At 62.8% G+C, this 22,695-nt stretch carries 25 protein-coding genes; 15 read left to right on the top strand and 10 right to left on the bottom strand.

Annotated elements, in window-relative coordinates; all coding sequences use genetic code 11:
• Positions 1-72: 72 nt before the first annotated feature.
• From tauA to ACLKMW_RS15200, 12 genes are all read left to right on the top strand, one after another.
• Positions 73-1,104: a taurine ABC transporter substrate-binding protein gene (gene tauA, locus ACLKMW_RS15255; RefSeq protein ID WP_415725322.1), complete on the top strand. Its 1,032-nt coding sequence runs from the start codon at positions 73-75 to the stop codon at positions 1,102-1,104.
• Positions 1,105-1,230: 126 nt separating this feature from the next.
• Entirely contained in the window at positions 1,231-2,043 is an 813-nt protein-coding gene (locus ACLKMW_RS15250; protein ID WP_415725321.1) for a taurine ABC transporter ATP-binding protein, read from the top strand.
• Positions 2,036-2,863 carry an ABC transporter permease subunit gene (locus tag ACLKMW_RS15245; protein WP_415725320.1) on the top strand — a complete coding sequence of 276 codons (828 nt, stop codon included), beginning with the start codon at positions 2,036-2,038 and terminating at the stop codon, positions 2,861-2,863. The genes ACLKMW_RS15250 and ACLKMW_RS15245 overlap by 8 nt, the downstream gene beginning before the upstream one ends.
• 153 nt (positions 2,864-3,016) lie before the next feature.
• Positions 3,017-3,406 carry a nuclear transport factor 2 family protein gene (locus tag ACLKMW_RS15240; RefSeq protein WP_415725319.1) on the top strand — a complete coding sequence of 130 codons (390 nt, stop codon included), beginning with the start codon at positions 3,017-3,019 and terminating at the stop codon, positions 3,404-3,406.
• Between the two features lie 32 nt (positions 3,407-3,438).
• Positions 3,439-4,839 carry an NAD(P)/FAD-dependent oxidoreductase gene (locus ACLKMW_RS15235; protein WP_415725318.1) on the top strand — a complete coding sequence of 467 codons (1,401 nt, stop codon included), beginning with the start codon at positions 3,439-3,441 and terminating at the stop codon, positions 4,837-4,839.
• A gap of 46 nt (positions 4,840-4,885) precedes the next feature.
• Positions 4,886-6,655, top strand: a complete 1,770-nt coding sequence (gene xsc / locus ACLKMW_RS15230) for a sulfoacetaldehyde acetyltransferase (RefSeq protein ID WP_415725317.1) — start codon at positions 4,886-4,888, stop codon at positions 6,653-6,655.
• 75 nt (positions 6,656-6,730) lie between these two features.
• Entirely contained in the window at positions 6,731-7,732 is a 1,002-nt protein-coding gene (gene pta / locus ACLKMW_RS15225) for a phosphate acetyltransferase (RefSeq protein ID WP_415725316.1), read from the top strand.
• 168 nt (positions 7,733-7,900) lie between these two features.
• Complete coding sequence (locus ACLKMW_RS15220; protein WP_415725315.1) at positions 7,901-9,172, top strand: amino acid ABC transporter substrate-binding protein; 1,272 nt, start codon at positions 7,901-7,903, stop codon at positions 9,170-9,172.
• An 80-nt stretch (positions 9,173-9,252) separates the two neighbouring features.
• Entirely contained in the window at positions 9,253-10,125 is an 873-nt protein-coding gene (locus tag ACLKMW_RS15215; protein ID WP_415725314.1) for a branched-chain amino acid ABC transporter permease, read from the top strand.
• A 16-nt stretch (positions 10,126-10,141) separates the two neighbouring features.
• Entirely contained in the window at positions 10,142-11,131 is a 990-nt protein-coding gene (locus ACLKMW_RS15210) for a branched-chain amino acid ABC transporter permease (RefSeq protein WP_415725313.1), read from the top strand.
• Positions 11,128-11,892, top strand: a complete 765-nt coding sequence (locus tag ACLKMW_RS15205; RefSeq protein ID WP_415725312.1) for an ABC transporter ATP-binding protein — start codon at positions 11,128-11,130, stop codon at positions 11,890-11,892. The genes ACLKMW_RS15210 and ACLKMW_RS15205 overlap by 4 nt, the downstream gene beginning before the upstream one ends.
• Positions 11,889-12,605 (top strand): ABC transporter ATP-binding protein, encoded by a 717-nt coding sequence (locus ACLKMW_RS15200; RefSeq protein WP_415725311.1) that lies wholly within the window; start codon positions 11,889-11,891, stop codon positions 12,603-12,605. The genes ACLKMW_RS15205 and ACLKMW_RS15200 overlap by 4 nt, the downstream gene beginning before the upstream one ends.
• 11 nt (positions 12,606-12,616) lie before the next feature.
• Here ACLKMW_RS15200 and ACLKMW_RS15195 read toward each other — a convergent pair whose 3' ends face one another.
• Positions 12,617-13,366 carry a pyridoxamine 5'-phosphate oxidase family protein gene (locus tag ACLKMW_RS15195; protein ID WP_415725310.1) on the bottom strand — a complete coding sequence of 250 codons (750 nt, stop codon included), beginning with the start codon at positions 13,364-13,366 and terminating at the stop codon, positions 12,617-12,619.
• Between the two features lie 68 nt (positions 13,367-13,434).
• On the opposite strand from ACLKMW_RS15195, the gene pdxR reads away from it, so the two are divergent.
• On the top strand, positions 13,435-14,841 hold the full coding sequence (pdxR, locus tag ACLKMW_RS15190; RefSeq protein ID WP_415725309.1) for a MocR-like pyridoxine biosynthesis transcription factor PdxR: 1,407 nt from the start codon (positions 13,435-13,437) through the stop codon (positions 14,839-14,841).
• A gap of 20 nt (positions 14,842-14,861) precedes the next feature.
• On the opposite strand, the gene grpE is transcribed toward pdxR, so the two are convergent.
• Together grpE and ACLKMW_RS15180 are read right to left on the bottom strand one after the other, a co-directional pair.
• Positions 14,862-15,491: a nucleotide exchange factor GrpE gene (grpE, locus tag ACLKMW_RS15185; RefSeq protein ID WP_415725308.1), complete on the bottom strand. Its 630-nt coding sequence runs from the start codon at positions 15,489-15,491 to the stop codon at positions 14,862-14,864.
• A complete protein-coding gene (locus ACLKMW_RS15180) occupies positions 15,488-15,802 on the bottom strand; it encodes a hypothetical protein (RefSeq protein ID WP_415725307.1) in 315 nt (104 codons plus the stop codon). Before ACLKMW_RS15180 ends, grpE begins: the two co-directional genes overlap by 4 nt.
• Here ACLKMW_RS15180 and ACLKMW_RS15175 point away from each other — a divergent pair.
• Positions 15,796-15,924 (top strand): hypothetical protein, encoded by a 129-nt coding sequence (locus ACLKMW_RS15175; protein WP_415725306.1) that lies wholly within the window; start codon positions 15,796-15,798, stop codon positions 15,922-15,924. The two genes, ACLKMW_RS15180 and ACLKMW_RS15175, sit on opposite strands and share 7 nt — an antisense overlap.
• A 20-nt stretch (positions 15,925-15,944) precedes the next feature.
• On the opposite strand, the gene pheT is transcribed toward ACLKMW_RS15175, so the two are convergent.
• From pheT to infC, 7 genes are all read right to left on the bottom strand, one after another.
• Entirely contained in the window at positions 15,945-18,350 is a 2,406-nt protein-coding gene (gene pheT / locus ACLKMW_RS15170) for a phenylalanine--tRNA ligase subunit beta (RefSeq protein ID WP_415725305.1), read from the bottom strand.
• Positions 18,351-18,463: 113 nt separating this feature from the next.
• Positions 18,464-18,742, bottom strand: coding sequence for a DUF2442 domain-containing protein (locus tag ACLKMW_RS15165; protein ID WP_415725304.1), 279 nt, complete (start codon positions 18,740-18,742; stop codon positions 18,464-18,466).
• On the bottom strand, positions 18,726-18,959 hold the full coding sequence (locus ACLKMW_RS15160) for a DUF4160 domain-containing protein (RefSeq protein WP_415725303.1): 234 nt from the start codon (positions 18,957-18,959) through the stop codon (positions 18,726-18,728). The genes ACLKMW_RS15165 and ACLKMW_RS15160 overlap by 17 nt, the downstream gene beginning before the upstream one ends.
• A gap of 3 nt (positions 18,960-18,962) precedes the next feature.
• Positions 18,963-20,048, bottom strand: a complete 1,086-nt coding sequence (pheS, locus tag ACLKMW_RS15155) for a phenylalanine--tRNA ligase subunit alpha (protein WP_415725377.1) — start codon at positions 20,046-20,048, stop codon at positions 18,963-18,965.
• A gap of 140 nt (positions 20,049-20,188) precedes the next feature.
• The gene (gene rplT / locus ACLKMW_RS15150) at positions 20,189-20,590 is read right to left on the bottom strand and encodes a 50S ribosomal protein L20 (protein ID WP_415725302.1); all 402 of its coding nucleotides are present in this window, start codon (positions 20,588-20,590) and stop codon (positions 20,189-20,191) included.
• A gap of 32 nt (positions 20,591-20,622) precedes the next feature.
• The gene (rpmI, locus tag ACLKMW_RS15145; RefSeq protein WP_415725301.1) at positions 20,623-20,826 is read right to left on the bottom strand and encodes a 50S ribosomal protein L35; all 204 of its coding nucleotides are present in this window, start codon (positions 20,824-20,826) and stop codon (positions 20,623-20,625) included.
• A gap of 339 nt (positions 20,827-21,165) precedes the next feature.
• Positions 21,166-21,702 carry a translation initiation factor IF-3 gene (gene infC / locus ACLKMW_RS15140; RefSeq protein WP_415725376.1) on the bottom strand — a complete coding sequence of 179 codons (537 nt, stop codon included), beginning with the start codon at positions 21,700-21,702 and terminating at the stop codon, positions 21,166-21,168.
• Positions 21,703-21,919: 217 nt separating this feature from the next.
• Here infC and ACLKMW_RS15135 point away from each other — a divergent pair, with 217 nt between their 5' ends.
• Positions 21,920-22,693: an alpha/beta hydrolase gene (locus ACLKMW_RS15135; RefSeq protein ID WP_415725299.1), complete on the top strand. Its 774-nt coding sequence runs from the start codon at positions 21,920-21,922 to the stop codon at positions 22,691-22,693.
• Positions 22,694-22,695: the final 2 nt, after the last annotated feature.

Here is a 22,695-nt window from a genome sequence, read left to right as displayed (position 1 = left end):
AGTATGACCGAATGAGAGAGTCATCGTCGGTCGCGGAGATGGGTTCCGCGCGGTTTCAATCGGGAGGATTCGATGGATCTATTGAAGGCACTCAAAGGATTTTCGTGCGCGGCCGCACTTGCGGCGACTGTGTTCTATGCCGGCACGGCATTTGCCCAGACCGCGGTCGTCGTCGGCTATCAGCAGATCGTCGGTCCTTTCGTCAGCGCCATTGCCGACGGCCGCTTCGACACAGCGCTGAAGGACGCCGGCTACACGGTCGACTGGCGGCAGTTCAGCTCCGGCGGCGACATCTCCACCGCGCTCGCTTCCGGCAACGTGCCGGTCGGCGTGCTCGGCTCGACGGGCACGGCGGCGGCGGCAACGCGCGGCGTCGATCTCCAGCTTTTCTGGATCCTCGACAATATCGGCAAGTCCGAGGCGCTGGTTGCACGCGAAGGATCCGGCATCGAAAAGCCGGAAGACATAAAGGGCAAGAAGGTCGGCGTGCCGTTCGTCTCGACCTCTCATTTTCACCTTCTGGTCGGATTGGAAAAGGTCTGGAAGGTCGATCCGCGCGAGGTCGAAATCCTGAACATGCAGCCGCCGCAGATCGTTGCCGCCTGGCAGCGCGGCGACATCGACGCAGCCTATGTCTGGCCGCCGGCGCTTTCCGAAATATTGAAGAGCGGCAAGGTGGTCTCAGACTCCGAGGTCATCGGCGAGGCCAGCGTGCCGACCTTCGACGGCATCGTCGTCGACAAGGCGTGGGCGGCCGACAATCCGAAGTTCATGGCGGCCTTTACCAAGGTACTTGCCGAGGCATATGCTGACTACAAGGCCAAGGGAGCAGGCTGGACCGCGGACTCGCCGGAAGTCCAGGGCATCGTCAAGATGATCGGCGGCAAGCCCGAGGACGTCGTCGAAGCGCTGAAGCTGCTGGTCTTCCCGACCCCTGAGGAACAGGCATCGGACACGTGGCTCGGCGGCGGCGCCAATGGCGGCGCGGTGCGGGCCCTTACCGAAAGCGCCAAGTTCCTGGCAGAGCAGAAGCAGATCGACGCCGCGCTGCCGGACTATAGCGGCTTCGTGAACGGCGAATTCGCGAAAGCGGCCGCGCAGTAACGGTTTGGAAATGCGTGTCGGCGGCGCGCTGCCGCCGGCAATCTTCCCGCACAGGCCGGGCGGCCTGTTCCCTGGCGCGTGCCCCGAAGGGTACGACCCGAGAGGCGTGATCCAAAGAGGCGTAACATGGAAACCCTCAACGTCAGCAATGTGAACCTGACCTATCCGGGCCTGCACTCAGACGAGGCCGTCATCGCGCTGAAGGGCGTCAACGTCACGATCAACAGCGGCGACTTCGTGGTGGCGCTTGGGGCTTCCGGCTGCGGAAAGACCACGCTGCTCAACCTGATGGCGGGCTTCATGGCCCCGACCGCCGGCGAGATCACGCTGGGCGGCCGGCTTATCACCGGCCCCGGCGCGGACCGCGGCGTCGTGTTCCAGAAGCATGCGCTGCTGCCTTGGCTGAACGTCATCGACAACACGGAATTCGGCCTGAAGCTGCAGGGCGTTGCCAAGGAAGAACGGCGCGAGCGCGCCGTCCGCAACCTGGCGCTGGTCGGCCTTCAGGACTTCCACCGGCACATGATCTATCAGCTTTCAGGCGGCATGCAGCAGCGCGTCGGCATCGCCCGGGCGCTCACCTGCGATCCGGCCATGCTTCTGATGGACGAGCCGATGGCCGCGCTCGATGCGCTGACGCGCGAAACCATCCAGGAACTTTTGCTGCGCGTATGGCAGCACACCCACAAGATGTTCTTCTTCATCACGCACAGCGTGGAAGAGGCGCTGTTCCTGGGGTCGCGGCTGATCGTGATGTCGCCGCGCCCCGGCCGCATCACCCACACCTACGAACTCGAATTCAACCGCCGTTTCCTCGAAAGCGGGGATGCGCGCGCAATCAAATCAAGTCCCGATTTCATCCAAATGCGGGAAACCATTCTGGGGATCATCTATGGCGACGAGCGAGCTGCAGGAAATCCGGAGCTGGTCAATGCTTGAACGACTTTCCAGGGCGAAGTCGGCAAAGCCCGGAAAAATCTACGGTGCGCCCGGCGAGGGCAGCAGCGGGCATATCAGCCTGCTCACCGCCCTGGTGCTGATCGGGCTTTGGTTCCTTGTCACCGGCATGGGCTGGGTGAGGCCGCTCTTCCTGCCCTCCCCATTTGCCGTCTACGACAAGTTCATCCTGGCAATGACCGAGGGAGTGGCCAACTCGACGCTGCTTGAGCATACTCTCGCCAGCCTTGGCCGCGTGTTCGGCGCCTTCGCGCTGGCCTGCATCACCGCCATTCCCCTCGGCATCCTGATGGGCGTGAACTGTGTCGTGCGCGGCCTCTTCGACCCGATCATCGAGTTTTACCGTCCGCTGCCCCCTTTGGCCTATCTGCCGCTGGTCATCATCTGGTTGGGCATCGGCGAGTTCCCGAAGGTCTTCCTGATCTTCCTGGCGATCTTCGCGCCCATGGCGATTGCCGCCCGCGCCGGCGTGCGCTCCGTGTCCACCGAACAAATCCATGCCGCCTATGCGATGGGCGCCACCCGCAGCCAGGTCATCACGCAGGTCATCATGAAGGCCGCCATGCCTGAAATCTTCACCGGCATGCGCATCGGCATCGGCGTTGGCTGGACGACGCTGGTGGCGGCCGAAATGGTCGCGGCCAGCCGCGGTCTCGGCTTCATGGTGCTGAATGCCGCGCAATATCTGGCGAGCGATACGGTCATCATGGGCATTATCGTGATCGGCGTTTTCGCTTTCGCCTTCGATCTGCTGATCCGCTACCTGGAACGGATCTTCATCCCCTGGAAGGGACGCATCTGATGAAACGGATGGCGCGAGCGGGAGCCTCGCCCCCGCCCTAGAGGCGGACCGCAGGCAAAGGGAATTCCAACAGATGAACAGCGGGTGGCTGGGCCACCCGATCCCCGGCATGCGTCCATACGCAGCCGCATGACGCAGACAAGGAACTCAAGAATGACGAAACCGCAACTCACCGCAACCGACCTCGCGGCTCTGTTCGACGCCTTCAACCGGCACGACATCGACGGCGTGATGGCGTTCTTTGCCTCGGATTGTGTGTTCAACGCAGTTGGCGGCCCGGATGCCTGCGGCACGCGCATCGAGGGTGCCGAGGCGATCGCCGCGGCATTTTCCGGCGTATGGGGCGCGATGGCCGATGCGCATTGGGACCATCACAGCCACTTCGTGCATGGCGACCGCGCCGTTTCGGAATGGACCTTCTCCGGCACCAATGCCGACGGCACCCGGATCGAGGCCGAAGGTTGCGACCTGTTCACGCTGAGCGACGGCAAGATCGTCAAGAAGCAGGCGTTCCGCAAGAACCGGCCCCTCATTGCGGCCTGAAACAGACCGTCCGGACGGGCGGAGGATCGAACATGGAACATCAGGCAATCAACATCAACCAGCCGAGAAAGCCCTACGACCCGACCTATGATCCGGTCGTGGCGCCTGATCCCGGTCATGGGCGCGACTATGCGCCAACCTATTGGATCGGCACTGCCGGCGAGCCGCCCGCCGATGACGGGCCGGTGCGGGGCGACGTGGATGTCGACGTCGTCATCGTCGGCTCGGGCTATACGGGGCTCTCCTGTGCCATCCATCTGGCCCGTGAGCACGGTATCCGGGCGACGGTGCTCGAAGCCAATGGTGTTGCCTGGGGCTGCTCGACGCGCAATGGCGGGCAGGCCCAGATTTCCGCAGGCCGGCTGAAGCGGTCGCAATGGATCGAGCGCTGGGGCGTCGACGTCGCCAGGAAGCTGCACAAGGAGATCGCCGAGGGCTTCGACCTGTTCCGCGCCCTGATCCGCGAACCCGAGATCGACTGCCTGCCGCAGGACGGCGGCCATCTCTATATCGCCCATCGCGCCAAGATGATGCCGGCGCTGGAAAAGGAATCGAAGCTCCTGAACGAGGTGTTCGGCTATCCGACCCGCATTCTCGGCCGCGACGAGATACATAGAGACTTCGTGCGCGACGAGGAAGCGAAGGGGGCCATGTTGGAGCCGGACGGCATGGGCATCCATGCGGCCAGGCTCGCCTTCGGCTATCTCAGGCTGGCGCGCAAGCTGGGTGCCAAGGTCCACACCGCGAGCCCCGTCATTGGCTATGGCATGCGCAACGGCGTCCACCATCTCACCACGCCGGGAGGCACGGTGCGCGCGCGCGCCGTCGCCTTCGCCACCGCCGGCTACACCTCGCCCGGACTGCATCCGCTGACCCGGCACCGGCTGATGCCCATATTGTCGAACTCGGTCGTCACCCGCCCGCTGACCGAAGACGAGCGTGAGACGCTCAACTTCAGGACCAAGATTCCGCTGACGGACACGCGCACGCTGCGCCATTACTATCGGCTGATGCCCGACAACCGGCTCCAGATCGGCAGCCGCAGCGCCATCACCGGGGCGGATGCCACCAACCAAAAGCATCTCGACCTGCTTCTGGCGGGCATGAACCGCAAGTTCCCGGCGCTACGCGGCATCCAGATCGATTACTCCTGGTGGGGCTGGGTCGATGTCAGCCACGACATGATGCCACGCATCTTCCAGCCCGATCCGGCGCAGACGATCTTCTACGCCATGGGCTATGGCGGCAACGGCGTCATGTATTCGGCGCAGGCCGGCCGGCGCCTGGCGCAACTGGTCGCCGGCACGGGGCAGGGCCTCGACCTGCCGATCTTCACCTCCGCCCTGCCGCATCATGGCTTGCTGACGCCGTTCCGGCGTCTCGGCCAGCGCGCCATGTATCGTTGGTATTACCTCAAGGACGAACGGTTTTGACCGCCCGGAAAATGGCGGCCGCGAAAGAATGAAAGGAACTCTGACAATGAAGATGACAACGGAAGAAGCCTTCGTGAAGGTGCTGCAGATGCATGGCATCGAGCACGCATTCGGCATCATCGGCTCGGCCATGATGCCGGTGTCGGACCTGTTCCCCAAGGCAGGCATCACCTTCTGGGACTGCGCGCATGAAACCAATGCCGCCCTGATTGGCGATGGTTACACCCGCGTTACCGGCAAGATGTCGATGGCGATCGCGCAGAACGGCCCGGGCGTGACCGGCTTCGTCACGGCGATCAAGACCGCGTACTGGAATCACACGCCGATGCTTCTGGTGACGCCGCAGGCCGCAAACCGCACACTGGGCCAGGGTGGTTTCCAGGAAGTGCCGCAGATGGCTCTGTTCGAGGACATGGTGTGCTATCAGGAGGAGGTGCGCGACCCCGCCCGCATTCCCGAGGTGCTGAACCGCGTGATCGAAAAGGCATGGCGCGGCTGCGCGCCGGCGCAGATCAACGTGCCGCGCGACTTCTGGACCCATGTTATCGACGTCGACCTGCCGCAGATCGTGCGTCTCGAGCGGCCAGCCGGCGGCAGGGAGGCGATTGCGGCGGCCGCCAAGCTGCTCTCGGAGGCGAAGTTCCCGGTCATCCTCAACGGCGCCGGCGTGGTGATCGGCGGTGCGATCGGCGAGTCCGTGGCATTGGCCGAGCGCCTCGACGCGCCGGTCTGCTGCGGCTACCAGCACAATGATGCCTTCCCCGGCAGCCACCGCCTGGCGGTCGGCCCGCTCGGCTACAACGGCTCGAAGGCGGCCATGGAACTGATCTCCAAGGCCGATGTCGTGCTGGCACTGGGCACCCGGCTCAACCCGTTCTCGACCTTGCCAGGCTACGGCATCGACTACTGGCCGAAGGATGCTCGGATTATCCAGGTCGACATTAATCCGGATCGGATTGGCCTGACCAAGAAGATTACCGTCGGCATCTGTGGCGACGCTCGGCAGGTTGCGCAGCAGATTCTGGAGCAGTTGGCGGCTGATGCCGGTGATTCCGGCCGCGAGGCGCGCAAGGCGCTCATCCACCAGACCCGCTCCGCCTGGCTGCAACTGCTGTCTTCGATGGATCATGAGGAGGACGATCCAGGCACTCGCTGGAACGAAGAAGCGCGCCGGCGCGACGCGAACCTGATGTCCCCGCGCCAGGCATGGCGTGCCATTCAGGCGGGTCTGCCGAAGGACGCGATCATCTCGACGGACATCGGCAACAATTGCGCCATCGGCAACGCCTATCCGGCCTTCGAGAAGGGCCGCAAATATCTGGCGCCGGGCATGTTCGGTCCCTGCGGCTATGCGTTCCCGTCCATCATCGGCGCCAAGATCGGCTGCCCGGACGTGCCGGTGGTCGGTTTTGCCGGTGACGGAGCCTTCGGCATCTCGATGAACGAAATGACCTCCATCGGCCGTGAGGAATGGCCGGCGATTACCATGGTCGTTTTCCGCAACTACCAGTGGGGTGCTGAAAAGCGCAACACCACGCTTTGGTACGACAACAATTTCGTCGGCACCGAGCTCAACCGCAATTTCAGCTATGCCAAGCTGGCGGAAGCCTGCGGCTTCAAGGGCGTCGTCGCGGCCACCTCCGAAGAGGTGACGACAGCGCTGAAGAAGGCCTGCGAGGAACAGGCCAAGGGTGTTACGACCTTCATCGAGGTGGTTCTCAACCAGGAACTCGGCGAACCGTTCCGCCGCGATGCGATGAAGAAGCCCGTCGCCGTGGCCGGCATCGACCGCGCCGACATGCGCCCGCAAGGCTGAGCAGTCGGGCGGCGGGCCGATGTCGGTTCCGCCGCCCGACCGACAGGCAAGTTCATTTCATCCGGGGTCGAACACATGAAACCGCTGGATCGCATCATCGAGGCCGCGCGCGCCAGGCCGAAGCATATCGTGATGTCGGAGGGCGAAGACCCGCGCATCATCGAGGGATCGATCCGCGCCGTGCGTGAGGGACTGGCGCGCATCACCCTGGTCGGCCGGAAGTCGGTGGTGGCGGCGAGGCTTGCCGAGCAAGAAGGTGACCTCTCCGCCTTCTCGATCGCCGATCCCTCCTGTTCGCCACGCATTGCCGGCTATGCGGCGGTCTATCATGAGATGCGCAAGGCCAAGGGCGTCAGCGCGATAGAGGCGCATCAGGCGGTCACCTCGCCATTGGGCTTTGCCGCGATGATGGTGCGCCAGGGCGATGCCGACGGCACCGTCGGCGGGGCGGTCGCCACGACCGCCGACACGGTCCGTACCGCCCTTCAGGTCATTGGCCGCGCGCCAGGCAGCGGCATCGTCTCTTCCTTCTTCCTGATGATGCTTTGCGAGCCCTATCACCAGAAGAAGGGTGCTTTCGTGTTTGCCGATTGCGGCCTTGTCGTGGAGCCCGACGCCCGCGAGCTCGCCGATATCGCGACGGCGTCTGCCCGCTCCTATGAGGTGCTGACTGGCGCGCGCGCCAAGGTCGCCATGCTTTCCTTCTCCACCAGCGGCAGCGCCGCGCATGAACGCGTAAGCAAGGTGGTCGAGGCGACGAGGCTTGCCCGAGCCGCGGCCCCAGATCTGCTGATCGACGGCGAGTTGCAGTTCGATGCCGCCTTCGTGGAAACGATCAACATGGCCAAGGCGCCGGGCTCGGCTACGGGGGGCGCGGCGAACGTGTTCGTGTTTCCCAATCTCGAAGCCGCCAATATCGGCTACAAGATCGCCCAGCGTATAGGCGGGGCGAAGGCGATAGGGCCGGTTCTGCAAGGTCTCGCCAGGCCGGCCAATGACCTGTCGCGCGGCTGCAGCGCCGACGACGTCTACCACATGATCGCGTTGACCGTCGTGCAGGCGGCGAGCACTCCCTGAATCGGCTCTCCCGGCGAAAGATTGCCTTCCCTCAAAGCTGCGAGCCTGCTCGCTCATGCCTGATTCCGCAGGGGAATGTCGTCCTTGCGTCATCAATCTACATGTGCTGGTATGAAGAAAATACCAGCATGCAATCGGGAGAATGAACAAAACCAAGGGAGGGTCAATATGTCGAAGAACAATGCAAGATTTTCCCGCCGCACGTTTCTCGGCGGCAGCGCCGTGGCACTGGCCGGCAGCACGCTTTCAATGCCTTTCGTTCGAACCGCGCATGCCCAGGCACCAACCTTCAAGGCCGGCGTCATCACCTCTCTGTCGGGGGAGAACATCTTCGGCGGCAACCTGACCAAGCGCGGTTACGATCTTTGGGCCGAAGTCGTCAACGAAAAGGGTGGGGTCGAGGTTGGCGGTGAGCGGTTCAAGGTCGACATGTTCTATGGCGATGACCAGAGCAATCCGGCCACCGGTGCCGATGCGGCCGAACGGCTGATCGTTCAGAACGAGGTCGACGTGCTGTTCGGCCCCTACACAAGCGGCTCCACCATAGCCGTCCAGCCGATCTGCCAGAAGTATCAGGTCCCGATGATCTCCGGCTCGGCGGAATCTCCCAATGTCTGGAAAGCCAAGCCCGAATTCAATTTCGGCATCATCCCCTCCGTCGATACGACCTCGGGTCTTTCGCTAGGCGTCCTGGTCGGCATGACCAACCCCAAGGCCAAGACCATCGCGGTGATCGGCGTCAACGAACCGTTCTCGAAGGAGACGGGCGAGGGCTTCCAGCGCGGCGCTAAGGAGGCGGGCCTCGAAGTCGTCGCCTACGAGCTGGTGCCGGCGGCCGGCGACCTCACCCCGGTCATGTCCAAGATCGCCGCACTCAATCCCGATATCGTCGCGGTGGGCGGTCATGAGGAGCCGCTGATCAATGTGGTCAAGACGTCGAAATCGTTGAACTACCGGCCGAAGGCGCTGATCATGCATTATGGCGTGACCAATCCGGCCTTTGCCCAGACGCTCGGCGCCGATGCCGATGGTACGTCCGGTGTGGCGGTATGGCTGCCGACCGTGCCTTACAAGGACGATGTGTTCGGAACCGCGCAGGACTATGCGGCGCTGGCGCAGAAGAAGAGCGGCCACGAGCCCGACTACACGGAAGCCGGCTGCTCGGCCAGCGGCCTCGTCTTTGCCGACGCGGCCAAGCGGCTCGGCAAGAAACCCTCGCTTTCGCCCGAGGACAGGGTGGCGCTGAAGGACGCGATCGCCGATACCGACATCACCACCTTCTACGGGCCGATCAAGTTCGAGAAGGAGGGCGATCACTATCATGACAACATCCAGCCGGTGCCCGTCATGATTCAGATCCAGGGCGGCAAGACCGTCGCCGTCGGGCCAAAGGAGGCGGCCGCGGCCGAATTCATCTACCCGCTGCCGTCCTGGAAATGACCGCGATTGCGGCGGGTGGAGCGATGCCTCCACTCGCCGAACGCGGGTTCTTCTCATCCTGAACGACCGGCAGGTTGCCATTGGATCTTCTTCTTCAGACATTGCTCAACGGACTGCTGATCGGCGGGGTCGTTGCAACCTATTCGGTCGCCTTCCAGCTGACCTTCGGCGTGCTCCACGTCATCGATTTCGCGGTCGGCGCGTGGGTGGTGCTTGGCGGCTATTTTGCCTACTACCTCGCCGTTCTCCTTGGCATCGACGGCTTCCTCGCCATGCCTCTGGCTTTCGTGCTGTTCGGCGCTATCGGCTATTTCATGGGGCCGGTCATCTACAATGTCCGCAACAGCCGCACGGCGCGGCCGGAGTTGATGGCTCTGGCGCTGACCTTCGGCGTCTTCACCTTTCTGCGCGGCGGCATGCTGACGGCCTGGGGCTTCAACACGCACAGCGTGCCGACGGCGCTCAGTGGCCAGAGCATCATGATAGGTCCGGTCACCGTGCCGCTGATACGTGTCGCGGCGGCCCTTTTCGCGGTGCTCATCGCGGGCGGCCTGTTCTTCTTTCTCTACCGCACGCGCTACGGGCTGGCGATCCGCGCAACGGCCGAGAACCGCCAGAACGCGGCCTTGATGGGGGTCAACATCCGGCGTCTCAGCGCCAATGTCTACGGACTCTACGCAGGCATCACCGCCATGGCCGGCGTGCTCATGGGCGCCATTTACTCGGTCAATCCGGAGGTCGGGCTTCGCTATACGCTGTTTGCCTTTTTCGTCGCGGTGCTCGCGGGGCTTGGGTCACTTGGCGGCGCGCTTGTCGCGGCGCTGCTTCTGGGCGTGATAGAGGCCTTCGTCGCGACCTATGCGGGGGCGAGCTATTCGCATCTCGCCATCTTCGTGACGCTGTTTCTGGTTCTTCTGGTATCCCCGCGCGGGATATTGCGGCGCGGTCTGTGAGGTGGCGGCTCGAACCATGAAAAGATCTTGGCTCGCGCTGCTTCTCCTCATCATCGCGCTGGCCGTTCTGGCCCTGCTCCCGACTCTGGTCAACAACTATTGGCTGCGCATCGCCACCGGTGCGCTGATGTGGGCGGGGCTGGCCTGTTCCTGGAACATCCTCGGCGGCTATGCCGGATACATCAATTTCGGCCATTCGGCGTTCTTCGGCATCGGTGCCTATGCCACCGCCATCCTGATGGGCGAGAACTTCGCACTACCCTTCGTCGCGACCATCCCGATCGGCCTCGTCGTTACTGCGCTGTTCGCGGTGATCATCGGCGCGCCGACACTACGCCTGCGCGGCGCCTATTTCGCTATCGCCACCTGGGCCTTCGCCGAGGTTCTCATGCAGTTTGCGGCCGTGGTCGAGTTCACCGGCGGCATCGGCGGGCTTGGGCTTCCACCCTTCCTCAACGAGCGCTTCTTCTACTTCGCCATGTTGGCGGGGGCGATCCTTGCCTATTTCCTCACCTGGTCGCTGTTCGAGCGCTCGCGCTTCGGTCTCAAGGTCAAGGCCTTGCGCGATCATGAACCGGCGGCCGAAGCGATGGGCATCAACACCTCGCTGGTCAAGCTGCAGACCTTCGTGCTCAGCGCCGTCGTTGCCTCCATGTTCGGCAGCATTTTTGCCTATTGGGTAACCTTCATCAATCCGAAGAGCGTGTTTGGCGGCGATATCACCGACCAGATGGTGGTCATGGTTCTGCTTGGCGGACTGGGCAGCCTGTGGGGGCCGGCAATCGGCGGTGTAGCCTTGTTCTTCGTCAATCGGCTGATCTGGATGTATTGGGGCGACACCGCCTTCTATATCGCCATCCTGGGAGCCGCCATCATTCTCGTGGTGCTGTTCCTGCCCAATGGCATAGCGGGGTTGTTTTCGAGGCGAAACGGCAAATCGGGCACCACCGTTCTCGACAAGGTGGTCGGTCGCCTGCTTGGCTCCGGCACGGGAGGGCGCTTGTGAGCGGGACGGCACAGGTGCAGGCGCAAAGCCGGGCGGTGGCCGCGATCGACGATCCCATTCTCGTCGTCCGCGACGTTCACAAGCACTTCGGCGGCATCAAGGCCTCCAACGGCGTCGATCTGGAAGTAGGCCGGCGCGAGATCGCCGGCCTCATCGGTCCCAACGGCTCCGGCAAGTCCACGCTGTTCAGCCTCGTGGCCGGCACGGTGGCGCCGGATCGCGGCCAGATACGCTTCGACGGCCATGACATTGCCGGCCGCAAGGCCTATACGATCGCCCGGCTCGGCCTTGCCCGCACTTTTCAGATCCCGGCATTGTTCGACAACATGACGGTTACGGAAAACCTGCTCGCCGCCGCGGCGGAAGGCCAGTGGGACGGTGCCCGACAACGTGCCGACGAAACGCTGGCGCTGCTCCACCTGGAGGCGGTCGCCGGCAACCGCGCCTCCGATCTTTCCGGTGGTCAGCAGAAACTGCTCGAATTCGGACGCGTGATCATGCGCCGGGCATCGCTGATCCTGCTCGACGAGGTGACGGCGGGGGTGCATCCCAATATCCGCAAGATCATCCTCGAGGCCATCGCCAGATTGCGCAAGGAGGGCACCAGCTTCTTTGTCATCGAGCATGACATGGAGATGGTGCGTAACGTCTGCGACCGCATCATCGTTATGGATTCGGGCCGGGTCGTCACCAGCGGCACGTTCGACGACATCGTGCGCAATTCCGAAGTCATGCAGACCTATTTGGGGCGTCCGCAATGAATGCGCTCGTCGCCGACGGCGTCGTTACCGGCTACGGCAAGCAGGAAATCGTCCATGGCATTTCGCTGGCGGCCGAGGCCGGCAAGATCACCTGCATCTTCGGCCCCAACGGTTGCGGCAAGTCGACCCTGCTCAAGGCGGTGGCCGGCGCCCTGCCGGTGTGGAACGGCGATGTCACCCTTGGCAGCGAGAAAATCAGCAACCTGCCCGTGCACGAGGTCGTTCGGCAAGGGCTGGTGTTGATGCCGCAAGGCGGCGGCGTGTTTCCGCGGCTGTCGGTCATGGAAAACCTGCGCATGGGCGGTTATGCCATTGCCGACCGGAGGCTGGTGGAGACGCGCATCGAAAGTCTCATCGACCAATATCCGTCTCTGGCGCGTCGGCGAAAAAACACGGCCGGCTCTCTTTCGGGCGGCGAACAGGCGATGCTGGCGCTGGCGCGCGCTCTGGTGTCGGAGCCGCGCTTCATTCTGCTGGACGAACCATCCGCCGGCCTTTCGCCGGCCATGGTGATCGAGACACTGGAACGCATCAAGGTGCTCACCGCGCGCGGTATCGGCATTCTCATGGTCGAGCAAAACATCCGCGAGGCGATGCCGATCGCCGACCGGCTCTACATCCTTGCCGCCGGCGAAAAACGTTTCGAAGGCACGCCAGGCGATGTTCGCGACGACCGGCAACTCATGGATATCTATATGGGCGGCGCCTCATAAGATTTGCACCTTCAGCCACTGGCTGTTTCGCGATCGACGTCGCTCTCATAGAGATGCTGAGCTTCCACCAGCACCTCATCGAGTGTCCGCCCTGAACTGTAGGCGGATAGCTTGTCTGGCCTGGAAATATGCGGCAGCAAACGGGGGCAAGGCTCCTCGTCCCCTATGACGGTTCGGACCGGAATGACGCCGGCCCAGGCCGGATGATCATAGTCCTCTTCATTGTCACCCACACCCTTGGCCCGCACCTTTGCCGAGGCGTCGTCGATGCGCATGCCGATGACGGTGGTGGCCTTGACCTCCTGCGCAGTGATTGGACGCAGGTCCTCCGACCGTCCGCGATAGAGGCGGTTGACGACCGCGTCCAGGGCGACCGCCTTTTCCTTCGGGTCATCAATGATGCGAGCAGTGCCGAAGCACATGGCGGAGCGATAATTCGCTGAATGATTGAATCCCGATCGCGCAAGCACCAGGCCGTCAAGATGCGATACCGTCAGGCACGCCGGCATGCCTGGCTTGAAATGGCGAAGCATCCGGCTTGCCGAAGACCCATGCCAGTAAAGAACATCGCCTTCGCGCCAGTAAATTGTCGGCGTGCAATAGGGCTGGCCGTCGATCGAATAGGCGACATGGCACAAGATTCCCGCGTCCAGCACTGCGTAGACTGAAGCGTGATCGTAGCTGCCTCGCTCGTGCAGGCGCTTGACCCGATTGCGTGCGGTGATCGGGAAAGAATCGGAAATGGTCTGGGCGCTGTCCATGAACTTGCCTTTTCGATTTGAACTCGCCCATTGTGCGAATTGTATTGGTATGAAAAAGCTCCAATCCGATGGTAAAACTCCGGACCAATTCGGCCGACTGGTCGGCGCTGATTCCCGTATTGCCGGATAGCGGGCCGCGCACGGCCGCCCTTTACGCTGCAATCCGCCGGTTGATCGAAACGGGCGCGGTCCCGTCGCGCGGCAAACTTCCCCCGACGCGCGACCTGGCGAAAAGATTGCATATTTCGCGCGCCAGCGTGGTGGCGACGTTCGAGATGCTGATTGCCGATGGTTTTGCCGAGGCGAGGGTTGGATCGGGCACCTATGTTGCCGAAAGAGTTCCCCTGCTTCGGCGACCCGCTGCCGATGTGATACAGGCGCCGGAAACGCCGGCTACACTTCCGGGCACGTTGGGAGTAGGTGCCTCCGATGCGCGGACATTGCGGATATTCCGCAGCTTGTTGTCGCGGCACCTCGCGCGGCCTGGCCCCGAGCACTTCCGCTATGGCGACCCGCGTGGCGGGATCGGATTTCGCGAAGCTGTCGCTTCCTATCTGCGCACGGCCAGAGGCGTTCGTTGCAGCGCCGAGTCGATCATCATCACAACGGGCACGCAACAGGGGCTGGACCTTGTGATCCGGGCCGCTCTAAGGACGGACGATGAAGTTTGGATGGAGGATCCCTGCTATCCCATGGCACGGACAGCCTTCGCCGGCTCCGGCATTCGGATTGTCGGCGTTCCTGTGGATGAGGAAGGCATCGATCCTGCTCGCGGCGAGATGCTGGCGCCGAGGGCGCGCGCCGTCTATGTCACGCCCTCCCATCAGTTCCCGCTTGGCGTGACGATGACGATGCGGCGACGGCTTGCGCTGATCGACTGGGCCAAGCGGAACGATGCCTGGATTGTCGAAGACGACTACGATAGCGAGTTCCGTTTCGCCGGGCCGCCGCTTACCGCCTTACAGGGCATCGACGATGCCGGACGCGTCATCTATCTTGGCACCTTTTCCAAGGTGCTTTTCCCGGGATTGCGGATCGGCTACGCGGTCGTTCCCGAACCCTTGCTCAGCACGATCGTCGAGTTGCGACATCGCTCTGACCGGTATCCGCCAACACTTGCCGAGGCGGCGTTGACCGATCTGCTGAGGGAAGGGCATTTCGCGGCGCATCTTCGGCGGGCGCGCCGCCGGGCCCAATCAGCGCGTGACGAGCTCGTCCGCGGCCTTCGTTCCAATCCGAACGCTGATATTGACGTGGCCGTGCCCGATCAAGGTCTCCACCTGATCGCGAAATTGCCGGCGGAAACCTCCGATACCGACGTTGCGCAACAGGCAAATGCCGTTGGCTTGGGCGCCCGGCCGCTCTCTTCCATGTATCTGTCGCGGCCGGCCCAAAAAGGCCTCGTCATCGGCTTTTCCGGCTTCACCGGAGAAGAATTGCGGCTCGCCGCAAGCAACTTCGCTGCCCTGAGCTAGAGGGTTTCTCGCGGGTTCCGCTAGGCGTCTTTCTCAGCCTGTTCGTTGATGGGGCCCGGCTCGGCGGACGCCTCGGCGGTCGCGTTCTGCTTGGGTCCGCCGGTGGCGACGCCCACCATGGCCGGCCGCAGAACGCGCTCGCCGATCGTGTAGCCGTGCTGGACCACCTGCACGATCGTGCCTGCGGGCACATCGGGGTTGGGCACCTCGAACATGGCCTGATGGAAATGCGGATCGAACTTCGCGCCTTCCGTCTCCAGCTTCTTGACGCCATGCCGTTCGAGCGCGACGAGCATCGCGCGCTCGGTCATCTCGACGCCTTCGATCAATGCCGCGAAACCGGCATCGCCGGAATTTCGCGCTTCGGCGGGGATAGCTTCGAGGGCGCGGCGCAGATTGTCGGACACAGACAGCATGTCGCGGGCGAAATTCGCCACCGAATAGGCGCGCGCGTCCTGAACGTCGCGCGCGGTGCGCCGGCGCAGGTTCTCCATATCGGCGGCGGTGCGCAGCACGCGGTCGTTGAGTTCCTCGTTTTCCTTCATCAACCGTATCAAGGCTTCGTAGTCGTCCGGTGCGCCGGCCGCGTTTGCGTTGGCAGCCGCCTCGGTCTCGTCGGGCGCGCCTTCGTGCTTTTCGTGGTCGCTCATCGCATGTTCCGTTGTTCTTCGGGATTTGGGAGGTTGGGTCCGATATCGAGGTTCGGCCAGCAAAAATCAAGGGGCAGGGCGTGGCTATAAGCCTCGATGCGCGCGCCCCCTTGAGATGATTGCAACTTAATTAAAACTTTACCTTGTTTTTCCTCCCAGGTTGCAACGCCGGGCCGCAAGAGGAACCATTTCCGACCGGGAGGAGTTTTTACCGGCAGAAGGTATTGCAACAATGCGCTGCAGTAGCCGAAGGAATTCGATGGAACTGGCAAAAGAAATAAGACGTCAATTCGGCGCGGCAGCGATGGCAAGATATGTCCGAACGCTGCCAATGTTCGAACCGGATTTTGACACGCCGGCCGAAATGCTCGAATTGCTGAAGGATCTGGAGCGCGTTGAAGCGAAAGCACGCAAGCGCAGGAAGCAGCGCTGAGTCACGCAGCGTGCCGCTCCCTATGCCCTCAGCACTCCGCCGGTCTGCTTTCCGACATTCTCGACGATGCGGGCGGCGAGCGCCTCGAAATCTTCATCCGTCAGCGTCCGCTCCATCGGCTGGATCGATACTTCGATCGCCACCGACTTCTTGCCCTCTCCGAGTGACGCGCCCTCGAAAATGTCGAAGACCGAAACGCCGGTGATGAGCTTCTTGTCGGCGGAAGCCGCCGCACGCGTCAAGGTGCCGGCTTCGACCGCCTTGTCGACCACGAAGGCGAAATCGCGCTTCACCGCCTGAAACGCCGAAAGCTCCAGCTTTGGTTTGGTGCGGGTGGGCTTGGCCTTTGGCTCGGGAATGGCATCGATAAACACTTCGAAACCGCAGAGCGGCCCCGCTGCGTCAAGTGCCTCCAAAGTGGCGGGGTGGAACTCGCCGAAATGTCCGAGCACGAGCTTGGGTCCGAGCTTGATGGTGCCGCAACGCCCCGGATGATACCAGGAGGGACCGCCGGCCTCGATCTGGAGCTTTTCCACCGGGGCGCCACAGGCTTCCAGCACCGCAATTGCATCTGCCTTGGCGTCGAACACGCCGACGCTTGCGGCATTTCCGGCCCAATGACGACCAGCGCCTTCAAGTCTGGCGGTGCCGCGTCGAATGCCAGACGCCACCCGGCGCTGCCGCTCCGCACTGTCGCCCTCATAGGTGCCCGAAACCTCGAACAGCGCCACATCGCCGATGCCGCGATCGGCATTGCGCTGCGCCGCCGCAATCAAACCGGGCAGCAGCGAGGGCCGCATGTCCGACATGTCGGCGGCAATCGGATTGGCGAGCTTCAGCTCTGCCTGGCCGCCGCCGAACAGCTCGGCATGCCTTGCCGGTATGAACGACCAGGTGACGGCCTCCATCATGCCGCGCACGGCGAGCGCCCGCTTGGCGGCACGGGTGCGGATCTGGATCGTGGTCAATATCCTGCCATTGACCGCGTCATGGCTGGTAAGCGGCTGCGGCGCGATGTTGTCTACGCCGTGGATGCGCATCACTTCTTCCACAAGATCGGCCTTGCCGTCCACGTCCGGCCGCCAAGACGGCACTACCACGTCGACGATGTCGCCCGTGCCCTTCGGGATGAAGCCGAGTCGCGACAGGATCGCCAGGCTCTCATCCTTGGAGACCTCTACGCCTGTCAGCCGTTTTACCTCAGACAGCGGGAAGGAGACGATTTTTGACGTATGACCGGCATAGCCGGTCACTTCGGCGCGGCTAGGCGTGCCGCCGCAGAAGTCGAGCACCATCTGAGTGGCGAGATCCAGCCCCGGCGCCATGAATTCGGGGTCGACGCCGCGTTCGAAGCGGTAGCGCGCATCGGTGATGATGCCGAGGGTGCGGCCGGTGCGGGCGATGTTCAGCGGCTCCCACAGCGCGGATTCGATCAGCACATCCGTGGTGCCTTCGTCGCTGCCGGTGTGCTCGCCGCCCATGACGCCGGCGATGGAATCGGCGCCCTCCGCGTCGGCAATGACGCACATTTCGGGCGTCATCGTGTATTCGCGCCCGTCGAGCGCCAGCACCTTTTCGCCGTCACGGCCCCGACGCACGACGAGATTGCCTTTCACCTTCCCGGCGTCATAGACGTGAAGCGGTCGGCCCCGATCGAAGGTGAGATAGTTGGTGATGTCGACCAGCGCGTTGATCGGGCGAAGCCCGATGGCGATCAGCCGCTGCTGCAGCCATTTCGGCGAAGGGCTGTTCTTGACGCCGCGAACCAGGCGAAGCGCAAAGCCTGGGCAAAGTTCCGGCGCCTCGATCGTCACCTTCACCGGGCATTCGCCTTCGCCCTCTATCCTGGCGACAGATCCGGTCTTCAATGTGCCGAGGCCGCTCGCGGCCAGATCGCGCGCAATACCGTGAACGCCCGTCGCGTCCGGGCGGTTCGGTGTGAGGTTGATCTCGATAACAGGATCGTCGAGCTTGGCGTAAGCGGCGAAAGCAGTTCCGATCGGCGCATCCGCGGGCAGGTCGATGATGCCGGTGTGCTCGTCGGAGAGTTGAAGTTCGCGCTCCGAGCACATCATCCCATGGCTCTCGACGCCTCTGATCTTGCCGACGGCAAGCGTCACGTCGATGCCGGGCACATAGGTGCCGGGTGCGGCGAACGCACCGATCAGCCCGGCACGCGCGTTGGGCGCGCCGCACACCACCTGCACCGGCTTGCCGTCGCCGGTATCGACGCTCAGCACCTGCAGCTTGTCGGCATCCGGATGCCGTTCGGCCGTCAGCACCTTGGCGATGACGAAGGGCTTCAGCGCCGACTTGTCGTCGACGGCTTCGACTTCCAGACCGATCATGGTCAGCCGCTCGACGATTTCGTCGAGCGTGGCGTCGGTTTCCAGGTGATCCTTGAGCCAGGAAAGCGTGAATTTCATGATTCAACCATTCTTCAAACTGTCGCTAAAAGGCCACCAATCAGATGGATACCTCGAAGCAGTCGGCACCCCTGATGGTGCAACTCTCAGCAACCATTCGCCTAAAATTCTGATCACTCCGCGGCGACAGACGGTTCGACTGCGCCAGGTGCCTTGCGGCCTCTTAGCATGCCTTCAATTGATAGATCCTCGTCCAGATCCGGCCAATGGACACCATCCAGCATCAACTCCACGGTATTGCGCTGTGCGGGGCTGGCTTTGAGTAGCCGTGGGTACCACCAAAGCGGTGTCGACAACTCCCTGCCATCGGCGAGTCTGACATGGAGATGATGCAGATCGCACCAGGCCTCCACCGGGCGGTCCTTCTCCGGATAGTCATGCGAAGAAGTCATTCCAGGCCTCCAGTAGCTTCGCGCGGTTCTTCGACACGATTTCCAGTATACGGCTCAACTCGATTTCGCTGAAGCCGCCATTCTTCGCAACGCGAACCTCCTGCAACCAGACTTTGGCCTTGCGGCCTGTCCCCTCGATATGAATATGAGGCGGCTCATGTCCATCGGCGGAATAAAAATGGAACCGAAGGCCTGCTGCCCTTAGAACGGTCGGCATCGCCTAGCTGCTCAACCCGCCAAACAGCGTCGGCATGTCGAGCGGGCGGAAACCGTAATGCGACAGCCAGCGTACGTCGGCGTCGAAGAAGGCGCGCAGGTCCGGCATGCCGTATTTCAGCATGGCGATGCGATCGATGCCGAGGCCCCAGGCAAAGCCCTGATATTCGTCTGGATCGAGGCCGCCATGGCGCAGCACGTTCGGGTGAACCATGCCGCAGCCGAGGATTTCCATCCAGTCCGAGCCCTCGCCGAAGCGCACTTCACCCGGCCGCGAACGGTCGCACTGGATGTCGACTTCGAGGCTCGGTTCCGTGAACGGGAAGAAGGACGGGCGGAAGCGCATCTTCACGCTTGGCACCTCGAAGAAGGCCTTGCAGAATTCCTCGAGCACCCACTTCATGTTGGCGACATTGGCGGTTTTGTCGATCACCAGCCCCTCGACCTGATGGAACATCGGCGAATGGGTGGCGTCGGAGTCCTGCCTGTAGGTCTTGCCCGGAATGACGATGCGGATAGGCGGTTTCTGCGCTTCCATGGTGCGGATCTGCACCGGCGAAGTGTGGGTGCGCAGCACCTTGCGCTCGCCCTTCTCGTCCGGCTGGAAGAAGAAGGTGTCATGCATCTCGCGCGCCGGATGCCCCTCGGGGAAATTCAGCGCGGTGAAGTTATAATAGTCGGTCTCGATGTCGGGCCCTTCGGCGATCGCAAATCCCATATCGCCGAAAATCGCTGCGATCTCGTCGATGACCTGGCTGATCGGATGGATGCGGCCGCGCTCGGCCGGTGACTGGCGTACCGGCAGCGTCACATCGAGCTTTTCGGCGGCAAGACGCGCGGTTACGGCGGCATGTTTCAGGTCGGCCCTGCGCGATGCAAGCGCTTCCGTGACCCGGTTCTTCAAGCCATTGATGGCCGGGCCCTTGCTCTGGCGTTCCTCCGGCGTCATCGATCCCAGCGTCTTCAGCATTTCGGACACGGAGCCCTTTTTGCCGAGTGCTGAAATACGCACCGCTTCGATCGCTTGTTCGTCGGCCGCCGACGCTATGTCGGCCAGGAGGGTGGCTTCGAGCGTATCGAGGTTGCTCAGGTTCTCGTTCACGATTCCTATCCGCTCGTTCTCGGTCAGGCCGATGCCGACCTGATTTTCCGGTCCAAAGAAAAACCCGCGCCAGCCTTGCCAGCGCGGGTTCCTCAAATCAAGTATCGAACTGCTTGAGAGGGCGCTGACTAGGAGACAGCGCTTTCAAAAGCGTTCGGCGTGGTATCCTTCAGATATTCCAGCGCGACCTTGGCCTTGCCGACGAGCGCGGCGAAGGCCTGCGGCTCGTGGATAGCCATGTCGGAGAGCACCTTGCGGTCGATCTCGATGCCGGCCTTGTTGAGGCCGTCGATGAAGCGGCCATAGGTCAGCCCATGCTCGCGCACGGCGGCGTTGATGCGCTGGACCCACAAAGCGCGGAAATTGCGCTTGCGGTTCTTGCGGTCGCGATAGGCGTATTGCAGCGACTTCTCCACCGCCTGCTTGGCGATGCGGATGGTGTTCTTGCGACGACCGTAAAAGCCCTTGGCGGCGTTCAGCACCTTCTTGTGCTTGGCGTGGCCGACTGTGCCTCTTTTTACACGTGCCATGTCATGATCTCCTTAAAACAGCGCAGCCGGGCTCAAAGGCCGTTCGGCAGAAAATTCTTGACGACCTTCTTGGCATCGGGTTCGGCCAGAACCATGGTGCCGCGGGCATCGCGAATGAACTTGTTGGTGCGCTTGATCATGCCGTGACGCTTGCCGGCAGCGGCCGACAGGACCTTGCCGGTCGCGGTGATCTTGAACCGCTTCTTGGCGGCCGATTTGGTCTTCATCTTGGGCATTTTGCTACTCCGTTTTTTCGGGAAGCTCCGGGACATGCCCTTGGCACGCCGCGCTTCCTATGTTCGCTTCGGGCAGACCAACGCCCGAAAAGCATTAGAAACCGCCACGGCATGCCCTGCCGGACGGTTCTGGACGCGGCCTTATAGCGATGGTCGAAACAAAGCGCAACGTGAATTACGCTGAAAGAAGGGTGGCGCCTCCTCCTGATAGCGCAGCTACGGTCGCCGCCGGAAGCGGTCGGATTTCAACAGCAGGGAGGAGGGCCTTCAACACCCAAAACACAGCGGCTCGCCGGACGAGGCGCCAGGCGTCGGCAGTCCCGTTGCGGGTCGCGCGACTCAGCGCGGCGCCAGAACCATCATCATCTGACGACCTTCGAGCTTGGGCTCGGCCTCGACCTTGGCGATGGTGGCGACTTCATCGCGCACCTTGTTCAGAAGCTGCATGCCGAGTTCCATATGCGCCATCTCGCGGCCACGAAAGCGCAGCGTCAGCTTGACCTTGTCGCCCTCCTCGAAGAACCGGCGCACCGCCCGCATCTTCACGTCGTAATCGTGGCTGTCGATATTGGGACGCATCTTGATCTCCTTGATCTCGATGGTCTTCTGATGCTTGCGAGCCTCGGCGGCCTTCTTCTGGTTGGCGTATTTCAATTTGCCGAGGTCGAGAATCTTGGCGACCGGCGGCGTTGCGTTGGGGGAAATCTCGACGAGATCCAATCCAGCCTCTTCGGCGGCCAGCAGCGCGTCGTCGATCGAAACCTCGCCGCGATTGCTTCCGTCTGCATCGATGAGCTGGACCCGGGGAACCCGGATGTCGCGATTGGAGCGCGGCCCGTCCTTGGTGGGCGCTGCTGCTTTGAAAGGTCTGCGAATGGTCGTTGTCTCCTTGAACCGTTGACGTTTTTTGCGTCGATCTGCGCCTATGTCGGCACAAATCGAAGGGTGTCAATACCATAGGGAATAGAATAAATCACCTGTGTCCGAGCGTCCGATTGCAAGTTCCGGGCCTCGGGATTGAGGTCTTTTCGCCGGATTCGAGCTATGCCAAGAAGCAGCGTCCGCCGAACAGGCAGCGCTCAAAGGAGACGACATGACCGACACACCGCCGGAGTTTCTCGACGTGGGCGGCAACGCCATCGCGGTGCGGCGGCTTGCCGGCGCAGAGCCCGGCATCGTCTGGCTGGGCGGCTACCGCTCGGACATGTTGGGCACCAAGGCCGAAACCTTGAGCCAATGGGCGGCCGACAACGGCCGTGCCTTTCTGCGCCACGATTATTCGGGACATGGCGAGTCGGGCGGCGCTTTCGCCGATGGCACGATATCGAAATGGCTCGGCGAAAGCCTCGCGGTGCTGCGGCGGTTCGGCCAAGGCCGGCAAATACTGGTGGGATCGTCCATGGGGGCGTGGATTGCGCTTCGGATGGTGCAGGAACTGCGCAAGGCGGGCGAGGGCGAGCGGGTTGCCGGTCTTGTGCTGCTGGCGCCGGCTCCCGACTTCACAGTTGAGCTGGTCGAGCCGCAGCTCAGCGATGCGCAAAGGCGGGAGTTGGCTGAGAACGGCTTCTTCGCGGAACCGTCTGAATATTCGCCGGAGCCGAACATCTATACCGCGGCGCTGATCGAGGACGGGCGGCGGAACCAGGTGATGGGGAGGCCCATCGACACTCATTGTCCGGTCCACATCCTGCAGGGACTGGCCGATCCCGACGTGCCGCACAGCCACGCGCTCAAGCTCGTCTCGTGCCTGCCCGCCGACGATGTCACGCTCTCGTTGATCCCGGACGGCGACCACAGGCTGTCGCGCCCGCAAGACCTCGAAATGCTGGTTCGGGCGGTCGAAGCGATCATCGTGCAGGCGGGTTGATC

It is taken from the genome of Borborobacter xinjiangensis (genome assembly GCF_047739745.1).
Taxonomy (GTDB): domain Bacteria; phylum Pseudomonadota; class Alphaproteobacteria; order Rhizobiales; family Rhizobiaceae; genus Pseudaminobacter.
Note: the sequence above shows the minus strand (reverse complement) of the source record. Positions and strands in the feature narration are given on the sequence as shown.